Source organism: Comamonas sp. 7D-2, assembly GCF_022749555.1.
GTDB classification, from domain to species: domain Bacteria; phylum Pseudomonadota; class Gammaproteobacteria; order Burkholderiales; family Burkholderiaceae_C; genus Comamonas; species Comamonas thiooxydans.
On sequence record NZ_CP094238.1, the window covers coordinates 4171676 to 4187131 of the forward strand.

The window sequence follows — 15456 nt, forward strand, 5'->3', positions numbered from 1 at the left end:
CGAGACCGCAGGGCATGCGGCAGAGATGGACAGAGATGGGGCGAAGCTGTGAGCGCTCAATAAAGCTCAGTTCTTACGGCACTTGAGTAGCGCTCATTTGCGTGAACGATCTGTTCTGATGTGAATTGAGCGTCACCCTGCAATTGGGCCAGGCCAGCCATCACATCTCCGACTGTAGGCAGATGATTGGGGTCCAGATGACTCTCGTCGCGCCACAACCGGGCGCGATTGATGGCACGTCCACAGTGAAACAACACTTCATCGATCCGAATCACTATTGCAGTTTTTGGCACCTTGATCCCTTCTCGCAACTCTTGCATCAGGTCACCATCGGATGAAACTCGACCGCGTCCATTGATTCGCAAAAAGGTTTCCAGACCAGGGAAGAGAAACAGCATCGCCAACCGGTCGTCATTCTGAAGATTGCGCAAGGAGGCAATGCGATTGTTGCCGGGCCAGTCCGCAAAAACCAAGGTGCGTGCATCCAGTACCCGCACGAAACCGGGAGGACCTCCGCGTGGCGATGCATCCAAGCCATTCCCATCTCCTGTGGCAAGACAGAAAAACGTCGCTTTTGCCAAATACGCCTTGTGGAAATCCATCAAATGATCGAGAACCGCTTTCTGAATTCGCTCCGTTGGGCGCGCGTACAGCCGATTCAGATCAACTGCATCTGACTGACTGCTCTTGTGCAACCCTTGATCCGCCGAGTCTTTTGATAAAGGCACGTGAAACTCCTGTGTTTGAGGAAAGTTGCAAGCGTAGGCCTAGGTGATATGGCGGCTGTAGAATTTATCGGCCATTAGATAACTCAAATCCGCCATGCCTGATCTCATGCATCTGTTGGGCTCCTATATGGACTCCCCTGACGGGCCCAGTGTTGTAGCGGCCACTCGAATGCTGGAGAGTGAACTATCTTCCGAGATGCATCAGCATGCACGCGGTCAATTGTTTGGTTCAATCAAAGGCCTGATCTCGGTGCAGGTCGATGGCGGTCTCTGGGTGGTGCCGGCGATACATGCCGTTTGGCTTCCTCCCCATCATGCTCACGCGGGGCGCTCCTTCGGCCCCTACCATGGCTGGAGCGCCTATGTGGCAGAAGCCGCATGCGCCAATTTGCCGGCACAACCCTGCATCATCAGGGTATCGGGCCTGCTGCGCGAAGCGGTGCTGCGTATTGCCAGCTCCATGCCGCAAGCCTCCGATCAATCGAGTCAAGCACAATCACATATATGCGCTGTGGTTCTGGACGAGATCAGAAGCCTGCCGGTTGAGGAGTTTGGCCTGCCCATACCAGCGGATGCGCGTCTGCAGCGTATTGCCAAAGCGTTGATAGCCAATCCAGCCGACGAGCGCAGCATCGATGACTGGGCAAGTTTCGGGGCTATCAGCTCACGCACTCTCAGTCGCAGATTTGTCAGCGAGACAGGCTTTAATTTCACTGCCTGGCGCCAGCGCGTACGCCTATTGCGATCACTTGAGATGCTTGCCGAAGGCATAAGCATTACAGCCATTGCACTGGATCTCGGCTATGCCAGTATCAGCGCTTACATCAGCCTGTTTCGCCGGACCTTCGGTGAAACGCCGGCATGTTATCGATCACGCTTGAAAGCCGTTTAGCAGGGATCAGTTGAGTCCTCAGCCCAAGGCAGACTTCACACTTTCATTTGCTGCAGTCGTCTTGTTCAACACCGCAGCCTTAATGCTGAATTTCAATAAAAAAAAGCGCTCACAAGGAGCGCTTTTTACGAGGAGAAGGAGTCTAGGCTTTGCTGACGCAACCTAGCTCCACAGAAAGCCGCATGGATACCAGATCGCTGCCTACGACTTCAATTACCCCGAACAGCTGATGGTCAGTTCACGGCAGCGCCGGACTCGTACCAGGTCTTGATCAGGTTGCGTTCGTCGTCGGACAGAGCCGCAGGGTTGCCAAAAGGCATCTTCTTCAGCTGCACCACCTGTTGGTAGATCTGCTGGGCGTGCGACTTCACCGCTTCGGGGGAGTCCAGACGGACCGCCTTTTGCTGGATGGCCGTGCCGTGGCACACCACACAGTGCTGCTGGAAGATCGCATTGACCTTGGCAAAGCCTTCTCCGCCAGCGGCTGCGGGAGCAGCAGCAGGTGACGTGGCTTCGGCTGCAGGAGTTGCGACTTCAGCTGCAGGGGCCGCGGAAGTTGCAACCTGCCCGGCTGCGGGTGCCGCTGGAGCAGCCGCTACTGGAGCAGTTGCAGCCACAGGAGCAGGCTTGAGCCAGACAAACACGGCCAGCAGAGCAGCTACGCCGACAGCAGCGTAAGGCCAGGGGTGGCTGTTGCGACCCAGCTTGTAGCCGTGGCGCATCACGAAGAACTGGCGAATGGCAGCACCGGCAAACATCATGCCGATCAGCACCAGCCAGTTCAGCTTGTGGCTGTACAACCAGCCATAGTGATTGGACAGCATGGCGAACAGCACGGGCAGCGTGAAATAGGTGTTGTGCACGCTGCGCTGCTTGGCACGTTGGCCGTGACGTGGGTCCACAGGCTCACCAGCCTTGAGCGAAGCCACCACCTTGCGCTGGCCAGGGATGATCCAGAAGAACACGTTGGCGCTCATGGACGTCGCGATCATCGCGCCCATCAGCAGGAAGGCTGCCTGGCCGGGGAAGATGTGGCAGGCCAGGTAGGCTGCGATACACACCAGCACCAGAACCATGGCACCGACGGTGGCATCGCCATTCTTCTTCTGGCCGAAAGTGCGGCAGATGAAGTCATACAGCAGCCAGAAGACCACCAGGAAGCCCAGAGCCGAAGCCACGGCAGCGCCGGTGCTCATGGCATTGGGGTCGCCGGGAGTGACCAGATAGATGTTGGCGTTCCAGAGGTAGGAGACCGTCAGCAGGGCAAAGCCGGACAGCCACGTGGTGTAGCTTTCCCAGTAGAACCAGTGCAGGTGATCCGGCATCTTGGGAGGAGACACATTGAACTTGACGGGGTGGTAGAAACCGCCACCGTGCACAGCCCAGAGTTCGCCGTTAACGCCCTGTTTCTTCAGGTCGTCATCCACGGGCGGCGTCAAGCTGCTGTCCAGGAACACAAAGTAGAAGGAGGAACCGACCCAGGCGATCGCGGTAATGACGTGGAGCCACCGCAACAGCAGGCCGGCCCAGTCGAGAATGTAGCTTTCCATAGCTCTCAACCTTGGCAGCGTGGGGCTGCCGAACAACCTGCTCACCACTGCGGGCGCTCTGAGCAGAAGAAAAGGCCGCGCTCCCGGAGCGTTACACACGGGGCACCGCTGCGACCATTCTGTCGACCGAAAGTGTATGCAATTTTTGCTGCCGCAACTCTCGAATCAGGGATAAACCACCCTAGAGATTTCCCTAATACAAGAGCGATATGCAAGGATCGGGCCTGATTTTTAGGGCAGGTAACCGCATGTTTGCGGCCACACGCACCAGATCAGGGCATTCATTGCACCATCAGCTCGCAGACAAGCGCTGCAGAAGCTGCGCCGCCACCGCCACAGCGATCACCTCGGGCTCCTTGCCGGTAATGCCCGGCACACCGATCGGGCAGGTGATGTGAGCCAGCTCTGCATCGCTGAACCCTCGCCTGCGCAAGCGGCTGCTGAAACTGGCCCATTTGGTCTTGCTGCCAATCAACCCCACGAAAGGCAGATCTCCTCGCTCGCGCTGGCGCAGCAGGCATTGCGCCACCACCTCCAGGTCTTCGGCATGGCTGAAGCTCATGATGAGCACCTGCGACTGCGGCGGCAGCTCTGCCACCGCGGCCTGCACCGGATCGGAGTGCTCGCACTGCACCCCTATCTGCTCCTCCACGGGAAAGACTGCATCACGGCTGTCCACCCAGACCACGCGGTACGGCAAGCTGCGCAAAATGCGCACCAGCGCATGCCCCACATGGCCAGCGCCGAACAAGGCCACACATTGCGACGGCTCGGGCATCAAAGCCCGCAGACGTTGCGCATCGCGGGCGTCAAACCATGCAAAGTGCAGCTCCAGCGCACCGCCGCAACATTGCCCCAGACTGGGGCCAAGCGCATACCGCTGGATATGCTCGCGCAAGGCTGAGGGGTCTGCGTCCCACTGCGCCAGCAGCTGGCGCGCCTGAGCAATGGCCTGCCATTCCAGATGACCACCGCCGATCGTCCCCATCACCTCATCGGCGAACACTGCCATCCAGGCCCCCTCCTCGCGGGGCACGGAGCCACGAGTGGCCTGTACCTGCACCCAGCACAGCGGCTGCTGCGCCAGACGGTTCAAGATTCCTTGCTGTGTTTCGCTCCACATGACTGAACGCCGATTGCTTTGATGACCGATGTTCATGCATTTTGCGAGTCGCAATAGACAGACAAGCGTATGAGCACATTAATCGGATGCATATCCGGACCGGATTTGACGAGTCGTTGCAGATTTTTCACGAGGAGGCTTCAGAATTGTGTCCCCAGGCAGCTGCCTCCATCCATTTGCGGCTACGCTTGGCGTCATGTCTGAAACCCACAACCCCACCCGCACCACACCAGCCCGCCGCCCCCTGAACTGGCTGCGGACCGGGATGATGGCTGCCGTTGCAGCGGTGCTGACCGCCTGTCAGATCGCACCTCAAAGCCCATCCATCGGCACGACGCCCGCCGACAAGGCCAGCCCCAGTTATCGCAAGCAGGCCGCCCAGCATCTGTATGAACGCAACTCCGGCCGCATCTACCAGGGTATGCTGCCGCCTATGCTGTATGCGATCGGCGTGCTGCAGGTTCAACTCGACGGCCAGGGCCGCGTGAAAAACCTGCACTGGATGCGCAAGCCAGGCCATGCCCCCGAAGTGGTGGCCGAGATCGAGCGAGCCGTTCGCTCCGCCGCCCCCTTCCCGGCCCCGGGTCGCAGCGTGACCTATACCGACACCTGGCTGTGGGACAAGTCGGGACGCTTCCAGCTCGACACCTTGACCGAAGGTCAGTTGGGCCAGTAAAAGCACACAGCGATGCAACCCGCTGCATCGGACAACAAAAAACCGGCCAAGGCCGGTTTTTTGTTGTCACAAGCCAGGCGAGGCTTATTCGACCACTTTGGTGATCTTCGTGCCTTGCAGCGATACGCCGGCCTCCAGGCCCGCGTTGGTCAGCACATAGCTGGTGACCGGAGCCTGAGCGGTCGTGGTGTCCACGCTGCCATTGGCACCGATCTTGCCAGCTGCCACGGTGGCATCAGCCCCCACGGACCAGCCGTCGCTCTTGAGGAACTTGTCCAGCGCCTCCTGTGTGTTGAACACATAGATCACAGCCTTGGACTGACCACCAGCTTGCCATCCGATAGAGGCCGCTGTCGTGCTGTAGAAACCACGGTTTTGACCGCCCACGCGCAGCACGCCGCGGCCATGCTCCACCCCGACCACAAAGCTGCCGCCAATCACCGACGGGAAGATCAGCACCCCCTTGGCGCGTTGCACCATTTCCTTGGATCCTGGTGCGGTCTGGTACAGGCGCTCCAGAGCTGCATTGGCACGGGTATTGACCGTTGTGGAATCGGCACGGGGAGCCGATGCCGTGTCAGGCTTGGTCGTGGTGCAGGCCGTCATGGTCATGGCACCGGCAGCCAGTGCAGCAGCCATCGCAACAGAACGCAGAGAAATTTGACGCATACCTATATCCTTTCATGGGATGAATGTGCAGACACATTTCAGAGGTAGAAGGTCCTGCAGTCCGACATTGAGTCGCTTTTGCACATCCCCCCGATGCAAAGCTGTCAGAAACAGGGTTGGCACGATGCTAGTGCGCAGCGTTGCCGATAAAACTCAGCGGTTACAGCTTGCGCCATTGGCCTACAGAAGGCAAGAGCAGTTGTCGAAAAAGACCTACAACATGAACATAAGACAAGACTTGGCCCCATCCATAGGCAATCCGACGAATTGTCTGAAACAGGCGCTAGCATTGTTGATATAAGCATCGCGCGGACGACAGGAAGTTCATGAAGTTCTGGAATTACTTTCACCACCCCAAGGCAGCTCTGGTTGTGCTGCGTGTCACCCTGGCCTTGCTCATGCTGCTGCACGGCTGGGCCAAGATTCGTTATGGCATAGGCAGCATTGAGGCGAAGGTCGAGAGCCTGGGTGCGCCGGGATTTCTGGCCTATGCCGTCTATCTGGGCGAAGTGGTCGCGCCTTTGCTTTTGCTGGTGGGCTTGTGGGTGGTGCCTGCCGCACTGGTGATTGCGGTGAATATGGTGGTGGCATTTGCGCTGATGCACACCCGGCAGATTCTGATGCTCAACAACACCGGCGGCTGGGCACTGGAGCTGCAGGCCTTTTATTTCGTGAGCGCCCTGGTCGTGGCCATGGCGTATTCCAAGGGCAAATAAGTCCTTAAAAACAAGAGCGGCTTGCGCCTGTCATATCTTGGTTTCAATGCCTTTTAATGCTGAAACCTTGAAATAACCTGCGCAAGCCGCTCTTGTTTTTGCCATGTCTCCCGCTTCGAGAGACTCACGTCCCGCTCAGGAGCCGCGATAGGTGGAGTAGCTCCAGGGGCTGACCAGCAAAGGCACGTGGTAGTGCTGCTCCACATTGGCCACGCCGAAGTCCAGGCTCACCTTGTTCAGAAAGCTGGGTTCTGGCAGTTGCACGCCACGGGCCTTGAAGTAGGCCGCAACATCAAAGGTCAGACGGTAAGTGCCGACCTTGAGCGTGTTGTTGTCGAACAGCGGCGCGTCGGTGCGGCCGTCATGATTGAGCACCAGGCTCTTGATCAGCGTGGCCTTGTCGCCTTCGGTGGAAAACAGCTCGACAGCCATGCCTGCGGCGGGGCAGCCATTCATGGTGTCGAGAACGTGGGTGCTCAGGCCCATGGAAATCTCCTCACAGGCAGTTTGCCACTGCCCTTGGTTGTATCAAACACACGACTTACGCAAAACGGGTTCAGGCAGACCGTTGTTGCATTCCTGTTTGCGTAAGCCCTGAAACATCTATGCCATCACAAAGTCTGCTCGCGCATGAGCGCAGCGCTTTGATCGCTAAAGTGTATACAGTTCCTGTACTCCATCAAAGGCTTTTCTGCCTTGACTTTCAGGCACATAGCCAGCTATGTCCGGTTGGCATCTGTGCAAGCCTCTATACACTGGCCCGATTCATCAAGCGAACAGGAGACAACGCATGCAATTGCGCACCACCGCCCTGACAGCCAGCCTGCTCATCGCCCTGGCCGGCCTGAGCGCCTGCAGCAGCACGGCCACGCTAGAGCCCGCCAGCAACGAACGCGCGGCCATCCGTAACGACGCCACCGCTCAGGCCGCAGCGCCAGCCGTCACCCAGACCGCCGCCGCCCAGGCAGCCGCTGCTGCCTATGACTTCGAGCTGGATGTCTTTCACCCCGTCATCGCCAAGAACGGCATGGTGGCCTCGGAGCAGGAGCTGGCCACGCAGATCGGCGTGGATATTCTCAAGGCGGGCGGCAATGCCGTCGATGCCGCCGTGGCCGTGGGTTTTGCCCTGGCCGTGGCCTTGCCCAATGCCGGCAATATCGGCGGCGGCGGCTTCATGATGGTGCACGACGCGCGGAGCGGCAAGGACATTGCGCTGGACTTCCGCGAAGTGGCACCCAAAGGCGCGTCACGCAATATGTATCTGGATGCCGGCGGCAAGGTCATCGACGGCAAATCTCTCTACACCCATTACGCCGTAGGCGTGCCCGGCACCGTGGCGGGCATGACGCATGCGCTCTCGCGCTGGGGCAGCATGCCGCTGGCCAGGGTCATGGCTCCCGCGATTGCGCTGGCGGACAAGGGCTATCCCGTCAGCGTCACCCTGGCCAAGACTCTGGATCAGGAAAAAAAGAATATGGGCCGCTGGCCCGCCACCCAGGCCGTTTTCTGGAGGAACGGCGCTCCGCTGCAAAGCGGCGAGAGGCTGGTGCAAAAGGATCTGGCTCAGTCCCTGCGCCTGATCAGCCAGCAGGGCGCCAAGGCCTTCTACGAAGGGGCGATCGCGCAGAAGATCGTGACGGAGATGGCGCCGCACGCCAATGCCCTCAGCCTACAGGACCTGCGCGACTACAAGGTGGCCGAGCGCGAGCCCGTGCGCGGCAGCTATCGCGGCTACCAGATCGTGACCATGCCTCCGCCCTCTTCGGGCGGCGCGCATCTGATTCAGATCCTGAACATGATGGAGCGCTGGCCCATGAATCAATGGGGTGCCGACAGCGCGCAAAGCGTGCACTACATGACCGAGGCCATGAAGCTCGCCTATGCCGACCGCTCCGAGTATCTGGGCGACCCGGACTTCGTGAAGATTCCGCTCAAGGGGCTGATCTCCAAGGGCTATGCCAGCGAGCTGGCCGCCAGCATCAAGCCCCAGCAGGCCAGGCCCGCCAAGGACATCCGGCCCGGCAGGCCCCAGCCTTATGAAAGCGACCAGACCACCCATTACTCGGTGGTGGACAAGGCCGGCAACGCGGTGGCCGTGACCTATACGCTGAACACCAATTTCGGCAGCGGCATCGTCGCCAGGGGCACGGGGATTTTGCTCAATAACGAGATGGACGATTTCTCGGCCAAGCCCGGTGTGGCCAATGCCTATGGTCTGGTGGGCGGCGACGCGAATGCCGTGCAGGCCGGCAAGCGGCCGCTGTCCTCCATGACACCGACCCTGGTACTCAAGGACGGCAAGCCGGTTCTCGTCACCGGCAGTCCGGGCGGAGCGCGCATCATCACCACGGTGCTGCAGCAAGTCGTCAATCACATCGACTTCGGCATGAACCCGGCCGAAGCGGCTGCCACGCCGCGCTTTCATCACCAGTGGACGCCAGACGAGTTGCGCGTTGAAAAAGGCTTCAGCCCCGATACGCTGGCCCTGCTCAGACAATGGGGCCACAAGGTGGCACTGAAGGCATCCATGGGCCGCACGCAGACCATCGAGATCCGCGACGGCCTGCTGCGCGGCGCTTCGGACCCGCGCAACCCTGACGGAAAGACCATGGGTTACTGACGCTGAACAAAAAAGCCGCGCTCCCCCGAGCGCGGCTTTCACTTGAGGCGGCTGCTGGCCGTACGCTTGGCCAGTGGCCGCCCTCCCCACCTCTCTTTATTCAGCCTTCTGACCGATTTCGAAGTTGGCCTGGATTTCCAGGGCGCGCACCATGCCCGAGTGATCCCAGGCAGCGCCGCCGTGGGCCACGCAGCTGTTGAACAGCTCTTGAGCCTGAGCGGTGTTGGGCAGGGACACGCCCAGCTGACGAGCGCTGGACAGGGCCAGGTTCAGGTCCTTCTGGTGCAAAGCGATACGGAAGCCGGGATCGAAGGTGCGCTTGATCATGCGTTCGGCATGCACTTCCAGGATCTTGGAAGAGGCAAAACCGCCCAGCAGGGCTTCACGCACACGTGCTGGATCGGCACCGGCGCGCGATGCAAACAGCAGGGCTTCGGCCACGGCTTCGATATTCAGAGCCACGATGATCTGGTTGGCCACCTTGGCGGTCTGGCCGTCGCCGTTGCCGCCCACCAGGGTGATGTTCTTGCCCATCTTGTCGAACAGGGGCTTGACGCGTTCGAAGGCTGCATCGGGGCCGCCGACCATGATGGACAGGGTGCCGTTCTTGGCACCGACTTCACCGCCGGAGACGGGAGCGTCCAGGTACTGGGCGCCAGCGGCTTCGATGCGCTTGGCAAAGTCCTTGGTGGCCACGGGCGAGATGGAGGACATGTCGACCACGATCTTGCCGGAGCTGCCCTTGAGGCCGGCTGCCACGCCGTCTTCACCGAACAGCACCTTCTCCACGTCGGGAGTGTCGGGCACCATGATGAAGATGATGTCGGCGCGCTCGGCCACACCGCGAGCAGTGGTGCACTGGGTGGCGCTGGTTTCGGCGATGTTGGCAGGCACCTTGCCCACGGTGTTGACGAACAGTTGGTGGCCGGCCGCAATCAGGTGGCCGCACATGGGCGCGCCCATGATGCCCAGACCGATAAAGCCCAGCTTGAGAGACGATGCGTTCATGGTTGTACTCCTCAGTTTTCTTGATACTCAAATTCGATGGTCAATGGCGCTTTGCGAGCCGGCGCCACAGACCGGGTCATCCATTCATGCAGCCACGGCAACCTTGTTCCAGCCGCCGATCTTCTGCAGCCAGCCCAGGCCGGACTCGGTGCCGTTGGCGGGCTTGTATTCGCAACCGATCCAGCCGTCGTAGCCGATGCGATCCAGGTGTGCGAACAGGAAGGGGTAGTTGATCTCGCCCGTGCCGGGTTCGTTGCGACCGGGGTTGTCGGCCAGTTGGATGTGACCGATGCGGCCCAGCTGCTTTTGCATGGTGGCTGCCAGCTCGCCTTCCACGCGCTGGGCGTGGTAGATGTCGTACTGCACAAAGGCGTTGGGCGCACCCACTTCGTCCAGGATGGACAGGGCATCGTCAGTGCGGTTCAGGTAGAAGCCGGGGATGTCGAAGGGGTTGATCGGCTCGATCAGCAGGCGGATGTTGGCGGCGCTCAGGGCGGCGGCAGCAAAACGCAGGTTTTCCACGAAAGTACGGCGCACCACGGCAGCGTCAACACCGGCAGGAACCTTGCCGGCCAGGCAGTTGAGCTGGGGCACACCCAGGGCGTGGGCATAGGTCACGGCCTTGGCCACGCCAGCGCGGAACTCGTCCACGCGCTTGGGGTCGCAGGCAATGCCACGTTCGCCCGCGTCCCAGTCGCCGGCGGGCAGGTTGTGCAGAACAATCTTCAGGCCGGTGGCGTCCAGACGCTCCTTGATCTCTTCCACGGTATGAGCGTAGGGAAAGAGAAACTCCACGGCTTCAAAGCCTGCGTTTGCGGCACGCTCAAAACGCTCGAGGAAAGGCACCTCGGTGAACAACATGCTCAGGTTGGCTGCAAAACGGGGCATGATAAAAGTCTCCGGTAATCGTTAATAGTTGCAGGCGCTAGACGCCAAGCAAGGGCCTAAGCCGGCCGCGCTGCGCCGCAGCGAAGGCGTCGTCCCCCTCCCGCGCAGAGAGGGGGAAGCGGCAGAGCCGCTCCGGGGGAGTTTTCCTATCAGTCCAGCAGGGCCAGTGCGCTGGGCGCGTCGGCCTTTTCGGTCGCCAGGTCTTCGAACTCGACCACGTTGTCGATTTCGGCGCCCATGGAGATGTTGGTCACACGCTCCAGGATGCACTCGATCACCACAGGGGTCTTGTGCTCGGCCATCCAGGCTTCGGCCTGCTGCATGGCGGGGGCAAAGTCTTCGGCGCGATGAACGCGGATCGCCTTGCAACCCAGACCTTCAACGACCTTAACATGGTCAACACCGTAGCCGCGGGTCGCATCACCCTCATCCATGTTGATATTGTCGAACGCCAATTGCACGCAATAGTCGATCGAGAAAGCGCGCTGTGCCTGACGGATCAGACCCAGATAGCTGTTGTTCACCAGCACGTGAACATAGGGCAGCTTGAACTGCGCGCCCACGGCCAGCTCTTCGATCATGAACTGGAAGTCGTAGTCGCCGGACAGTGCCACGATCTTGCGCTGGGGATCGGCCACGCGCACACCCAGGGCGGCGGGAGTGGTCCAGCCCAGAGGACCGGCCTGGCCGCAGTTGATCCAGTTGCGGGGTTTGTACACGTGCAGGAACTGGGCACCGGCGATCTGCGACAGACCGATGGTGGACACATAGGTGGTGTCGCGGTCCAGGGTGCGGTTCATGCACTGGTAGACGCGCTGGGGCTTCATCGGCACGTTGTCGAAGTTGGTCTTGCGCAGGTACTCGACGCTGTTCTTGCGACCCTGGCACTCGGCCACCCAGGCCTTGCGGCACTTGAGCTTGCCGGCAGCCTTCCACTCCTTGGCAACGGCAACGAATTGCTCCAGAGCAGCCTTGGCGTCGGAGACGATGCCGTAGTCGGGGGCGAACACGCGGCCGATCTGCGTGGGCTCGATGTCCACGTGGATGAACTTGCGGCCCTTGGTGTAGACCTCGACCGAGCCGGTGTGGCGATTGGCCCAGCGGTTGCCGATGCCGAACACGAAGTCCGAAGCCAGCATGTTGGCGTTGCCGTAGCGGTGGCTGGTCTGCAGACCGCACATGCCGACCATCAGGGGGTGATCGTCGGGGATGGTGCCCCAGCCCATCAGGGTGGGGATCACGGGCACGTTCAGGATCTCGGCCAGCTCGACCATCAGCTCGGAAGCATCGGCGTTGATCACACCGCCACCGGAGACCAGCAGGGGACGCTCGGACTCGTTGAGCATCTCGATGGCCTTCTCGGCCTGCTTGCGCGAAGCGGCTGGCTTGTAGGCAGGCAGGGGCTCGTAGGTATCGATGTCGAATTCGATCTCGGCCAGCTGCACGTCGATGGGCAGATCGATCAGCACGGGGCCGGGACGGCCGGAGCGCATCAGGTGGAAAGCCTGCTGGAAGGCACGTGGCACCTGGGCGGGTTCCAGCACGGTGGTGGCCCACTTGGTCACGGGCTTGGCGATGGAGGCGATGTCCACGGCCTGGAAGTCTTCCTTGTGCAGACGCGAGCGAGGTGCCTGACCGGTGATGCACAAGATTGGAATGGAGTCGGCGCTGGCCGAGTACAGACCGGTGATCATGTCGGTGCCGGCGGGGCCGCTGGTGCCGATACACACGCCGATATTGCCGGCCACCGCACGGGTGTAGCCTTCGGCCATGTGGCTCGCGCCTTCCACGTGACGGGCCAGAATGTGACCGATGCCGCCGTGGTTCTTCATTGCAGCGTACAGCGGGTTGATGGCCGCGCCGGGCACACCAAACGTCACGGTTACACCTTCTTTTTCGAGCACCAGGACTGCGGCGTCGATTGCTTTCATTTTGGCCATGAGGGTCTCCTAAAAACTTGGTTGAACTTTAGTCAAGACCTTTGCTTGCTGGAAGGCGCTCTCAGACCATAAAATTTATTCCACCCAAGAATAAATAGGAGACAAATCCATGGACAGACTCGACGCGATGCACATGTTTGTGCGCGTGGTGGAGACCGGCAGTTTCACCAAGGTGGCGCAGGAATTCGCCACCACCCAGCCCACCGTCACCAAGCAGGTCGCGGCCATGGAGGCGCGCCTCAAGGTGCGCCTGCTCAACCGCAACACGCGCGGCGTGAGCCTCACCGAGGCCGGCGCGCTGTACTACGAAAAATGCAAGATCATCGTCAGCGACGTGGCCGAGGCGGAGAACGTGGTCAAGGTGCGCCAGACCCAGGTCCAGGGTCAGCTGCGCATCGGCAGCTCGGTGGCGTTCGGGCGCCGTGTACTCATTCCGCTGGCCATGGATTTCATGAAGCACAACCCGCAGGTGCAGGTCGATCTGAGCTTCGAGGACCGCTACACCGATCTGGTGGCCAACGGCATCGACGTGGCGCTGCGCCTGGGCAAGCTGGCCGACTCCTCACTAGGCGCGCGCATGCTGGGCGTCAATCCCTGGGTGCTGGTGGCCTCCAACACCTATCTGCGCAAGCACGGCACGCCGCGCCGCCCCTCGGACCTCAAGGAGCATTCCACGCTGATCTACAGCAGCGTGCAGGGCAACGATATCTGGCGCCTGCGCAATGCCAGCGGGGAGCCGGTGTCGATTCCCGTCACCGGGCGGCTGCGCTCCAACAATCTCTCGGCCCTGCTGGCCGCAGCCCGCTCGCACATGGGCATTGCGGCCCTGCCGCGCTATGTGGCCCAGGACTCGCTCAAGGACGGCCGCGTGGTGGAAGTGCTCAAGACCTGCCGCCTGCCCGAGCAGGAGATCCACGCCGTCTACCCCTCACCGCGCCTGGTGCCGCAGAAGGTGCAGTCCTTCATCGCCTTCCTTCAGGGCAAGTTCGACGATACCTGGTGGGAGGATCTGCCAAGAGGGGGCTAGCTCCCCCTGAGGCGCTTCGCGCCTAGGCGGCCCCGCCTTCCCCTCTCTGTACGCGCTGCGCGCTAACGGAGGGGGACTGCTCCTTCGCCGCGAGGCGGCTCTTGCTCGGAGCACTGGGATGGGTAGCGCCAGTTTTACACTGCAGCTATATAAAAATAGCAGCTACCGCTTGATGAACGGTGGCTGCAGATATTTTTCTATTTGAAACCGTTGAATAGCCTGCGCAAGCAGCTATTCAATTTGATGGTTTCAAAGAATCAGAATGGCGCGGAAGTCGTTGACATTGGTGTGCGTGGGGCCGGTGATCACCAGATCGCCCAGTGCCGAGAAATAGCCATAGGCATCGTTGCGATCCAGGTGATCGCTGATGCGCAGGTTCAGCTCTGCCGCGCGCTTGAGCGTGCAGGGCGAGACACGGGCTCCCGCGTTGTCCTCGACACCGTCGATGCCGTCGGTGTCCGCGGCCAGCGCCCAGACCTTTTCCTGACCCTGCAGGGCCTGGGCCAGACCCAGGCAGAACTCGCCGGCACGACCGCCGCGCCCCTTGGCGGCACCGGGCTGACGCGGGCGGATGGTCACCGTGGTCTCGCCACCCGAGAGAATCACGCAGGGCCTGGCAAAAGGCTGGTCATGCCTGGCCACGGCACGAGCCAGCGCCGCATGGACCTTGCCCACCTCGCGGGATTCGCCCTCCATCTCGTCGGACAGCACATGCACGGCAATGCCTGCCGCGCGGGCTGCGGCGGCCGCGGCTTCCAGCGACTGCTGGGGCGTGGCGATCAGATGCACCTCATGGCCTTCAAAGCGGGCGTCGCCGGGCTTGGGCGTCTCCAGCTCGCCGGCTTGAAGCGCAGCGCGCACGGACTCGGGAATGCCGATCTGGTAGCGGTCCAGGATGGCCAGTGCGTCGGCACAGGTCGACGCGTCCGGCACCGTGGGCCCGCTGGCGATCACCGAAGGATCGTCGCCGGGCACATCGCTGATGGTCAGCGTCACCACCTTGGCGGGATGGCAGGCAGCGGCCAGACGGCCGCCCTTGATGCGCGACAAATGCTTGCGCACGCAGTTCATCTCGCCAATCGCCGCGCCACTCTCCAGCAGCGCCTTGTTGATGCGCTGCTTCTCGGCCAGGTCGATGCCTTCGGCGGGCAGCGTCAGCAGGGAGGAGCCGCCGCCGGAGATCAGGCAGATCACCAGATCGTCGGCCGTCAGGCCCTCGGTCAGCGCCAGGATGCGCTCGGCCGCAGCCAGACCGGCCGCGTCCGGCACGGGGTGGGCGGCTTCCACCACCTCCAGACGCTGGGCCAGCCCTTCGGGGCGTGGGGGAATATGTGCATAGCGCGTCACCACCAGACCCGACAGCGGGGCATCCTGCGGCCACAGAGCTTCCAGCGCCTGCGCCATGGAGCCGCCGGCCTTGCCGGCGCCCAGGACCAGCGTGCGGCCCTTGGGCGGCTTGGGCAGATGACGCGCCAGACCCTCGATGGGCAGGGCATTGCGCACCGCCACGTCATACAGATGACGCAGAAATCCAGCCGGGTCTTGCTGGGGAACAGGCGTTGCCGCGGCCTGCGCGCGCGAGGATGTATTCTGTGCTTGCATAGCTGCGCATTGTGCAT

14 protein-coding genes are annotated in these 15456 nt (G+C 61.4%); 5 read left to right on the forward strand and 9 right to left on the reverse strand.

The window, feature by feature from the left end; all coding sequences use genetic code 11:
• Nucleotides 1-56: 56 nt before the first annotated feature.
• The gene (locus MPZ60_RS19100) at nucleotides 57-728 is read right to left on the reverse strand and encodes an MSMEG_1061 family FMN-dependent PPOX-type flavoprotein (protein WP_242607032.1); all 672 of its coding nucleotides are present in this window, start codon (nucleotides 726-728) and stop codon (nucleotides 57-59) included.
• A gap of 94 nt (nucleotides 729-822) precedes the next feature.
• Between MPZ60_RS19100 and MPZ60_RS19105 the strand changes: the two genes are divergently transcribed.
• The gene (locus MPZ60_RS19105) at nucleotides 823-1620 is read left to right on the forward strand and encodes a helix-turn-helix domain-containing protein (protein ID WP_034353690.1); all 798 of its coding nucleotides are present in this window, start codon (nucleotides 823-825) and stop codon (nucleotides 1618-1620) included.
• A 233-nt stretch (nucleotides 1621-1853) separates the two neighbouring features.
• Here MPZ60_RS19105 and MPZ60_RS19110 read toward each other — a convergent pair whose 3' ends face one another.
• Entirely contained in the window at nucleotides 1854-3170 is a 1317-nt protein-coding gene (locus MPZ60_RS19110) for a urate hydroxylase PuuD (RefSeq protein ID WP_034353693.1), read from the reverse strand.
• Between the two features lie 292 nt (nucleotides 3171-3462).
• Nucleotides 3463-4293 carry a xanthine dehydrogenase accessory protein XdhC gene (gene xdhC, locus MPZ60_RS19115; RefSeq protein WP_034353700.1) on the reverse strand — a complete coding sequence of 277 codons (831 nt, stop codon included), beginning with the start codon at nucleotides 4291-4293 and terminating at the stop codon, nucleotides 3463-3465.
• Between the two features lie 265 nt (nucleotides 4294-4558).
• Between xdhC and MPZ60_RS19120 the strand changes: the two genes are divergently transcribed.
• The gene (locus tag MPZ60_RS19120; protein WP_080746093.1) at nucleotides 4559-4969 is read left to right on the forward strand and encodes an energy transducer TonB; all 411 of its coding nucleotides are present in this window, start codon (nucleotides 4559-4561) and stop codon (nucleotides 4967-4969) included.
• A gap of 84 nt (nucleotides 4970-5053) precedes the next feature.
• Here MPZ60_RS19120 and MPZ60_RS19125 read toward each other — a convergent pair whose 3' ends face one another.
• A complete protein-coding gene (locus MPZ60_RS19125; protein WP_034353706.1) occupies nucleotides 5054-5638 on the reverse strand; it encodes a YSC84-related protein in 585 nt (194 codons plus the stop codon).
• A gap of 326 nt (nucleotides 5639-5964) precedes the next feature.
• Here MPZ60_RS19125 and MPZ60_RS19130 point away from each other — a divergent pair, with 326 nt between their 5' ends.
• A complete protein-coding gene (locus MPZ60_RS19130; protein WP_034353709.1) occupies nucleotides 5965-6354 on the forward strand; it encodes a DoxX family protein in 390 nt (129 codons plus the stop codon).
• Nucleotides 6355-6489: 135 nt separating this feature from the next.
• On the opposite strand, the gene uraH is transcribed toward MPZ60_RS19130, so the two are convergent.
• Complete coding sequence (gene uraH / locus MPZ60_RS19135; protein WP_003070903.1) at nucleotides 6490-6840, reverse strand: hydroxyisourate hydrolase; 351 nt, start codon at nucleotides 6838-6840, stop codon at nucleotides 6490-6492.
• A 304-nt stretch (nucleotides 6841-7144) separates the two neighbouring features.
• On the opposite strand from uraH, the gene ggt reads away from it, so the two are divergent.
• On the forward strand, nucleotides 7145-8974 hold the full coding sequence (gene ggt / locus MPZ60_RS19140) for a gamma-glutamyltransferase (RefSeq protein WP_034353712.1): 1830 nt from the start codon (nucleotides 7145-7147) through the stop codon (nucleotides 8972-8974).
• A gap of 96 nt (nucleotides 8975-9070) precedes the next feature.
• Here ggt and glxR read toward each other — a convergent pair whose 3' ends face one another.
• The 3 genes from glxR to gcl all read right to left on the reverse strand — a co-directional run bounded on the left by glxR (nucleotide 9071) and on the right by gcl (nucleotide 12810).
• Complete coding sequence (gene glxR, locus MPZ60_RS19145; protein ID WP_003063991.1) at nucleotides 9071-9982, reverse strand: 2-hydroxy-3-oxopropionate reductase; 912 nt, start codon at nucleotides 9980-9982, stop codon at nucleotides 9071-9073.
• Between the two features lie 84 nt (nucleotides 9983-10066).
• Complete coding sequence (gene hyi, locus MPZ60_RS19150; protein ID WP_003063993.1) at nucleotides 10067-10870, reverse strand: hydroxypyruvate isomerase; 804 nt, start codon at nucleotides 10868-10870, stop codon at nucleotides 10067-10069.
• Nucleotides 10871-11019: 149 nt separating this feature from the next.
• Complete coding sequence (gene gcl / locus MPZ60_RS19155) at nucleotides 11020-12810, reverse strand: glyoxylate carboligase (RefSeq protein WP_003063995.1); 1791 nt, start codon at nucleotides 12808-12810, stop codon at nucleotides 11020-11022.
• A gap of 109 nt (nucleotides 12811-12919) precedes the next feature.
• Here gcl and MPZ60_RS19160 point away from each other — a divergent pair, with 109 nt between their 5' ends.
• On the forward strand, nucleotides 12920-13837 hold the full coding sequence (locus MPZ60_RS19160; RefSeq protein WP_034353716.1) for a LysR family transcriptional regulator: 918 nt from the start codon (nucleotides 12920-12922) through the stop codon (nucleotides 13835-13837).
• A 249-nt stretch (nucleotides 13838-14086) separates the two neighbouring features.
• Here the strand turns inward: MPZ60_RS19160 and MPZ60_RS19165 are convergent, their stop codons facing one another.
• Nucleotides 14087-15439, reverse strand: a complete 1353-nt coding sequence (locus MPZ60_RS19165) for a glycerate kinase (protein WP_003063997.1) — start codon at nucleotides 15437-15439, stop codon at nucleotides 14087-14089.
• Nucleotides 15440-15456 lie beyond the last annotated feature (17 nt).

Bases quoted from the DNA above. Each gene is read 5' to 3' on its own strand.
- MPZ60_RS19165 (WP_003063997.1), bottom strand. From the start codon at position 15,439: ATGCAAGCACAGAATACATCCTCGCGCGCGCAGGCCGCGGCAACGCCT.
- MPZ60_RS19160 (WP_034353716.1), top strand. From the start codon at position 12,920: ATGGACAGACTCGACGCGATGCACATGTTTGTGCGCGTGGTGGAGACC.
- MPZ60_RS19130 (WP_034353709.1), top strand. From the start codon at position 5,965: ATGAAGTTCTGGAATTACTTTCACCACCCCAAGGCAGCTCTGGTTGTG.
- glxR (WP_003063991.1), bottom strand. From the start codon at position 9,982: ATGAACGCATCGTCTCTCAAGCTGGGCTTTATCGGTCTGGGCATCATG.
- ggt (WP_034353712.1), top strand. From the start codon at position 7,145: ATGCAATTGCGCACCACCGCCCTGACAGCCAGCCTGCTCATCGCCCTG.
- MPZ60_RS19105 (WP_034353690.1), top strand. From the start codon at position 823: ATGCCTGATCTCATGCATCTGTTGGGCTCCTATATGGACTCCCCTGAC.
- hyi (WP_003063993.1), bottom strand. From the start codon at position 10,870: ATGCCCCGTTTTGCAGCCAACCTGAGCATGTTGTTCACCGAGGTGCCT.
- MPZ60_RS19125 (WP_034353706.1), bottom strand. From the start codon at position 5,638: ATGCGTCAAATTTCTCTGCGTTCTGTTGCGATGGCTGCTGCACTGGCT.
- MPZ60_RS19110 (WP_034353693.1), bottom strand. From the start codon at position 3,170: ATGGAAAGCTACATTCTCGACTGGGCCGGCCTGCTGTTGCGGTGGCTC.
- uraH (WP_003070903.1), bottom strand. From the start codon at position 6,840: ATGGGCCTGAGCACCCACGTTCTCGACACCATGAATGGCTGCCCCGCC.
- MPZ60_RS19120 (WP_080746093.1), top strand. From the start codon at position 4,559: ATGATGGCTGCCGTTGCAGCGGTGCTGACCGCCTGTCAGATCGCACCT.
- gcl (WP_003063995.1), bottom strand. From the start codon at position 12,810: ATGGCCAAAATGAAAGCAATCGACGCCGCAGTCCTGGTGCTCGAAAAA.
- xdhC (WP_034353700.1), bottom strand. From the start codon at position 4,293: ATGTGGAGCGAAACACAGCAAGGAATCTTGAACCGTCTGGCGCAGCAG.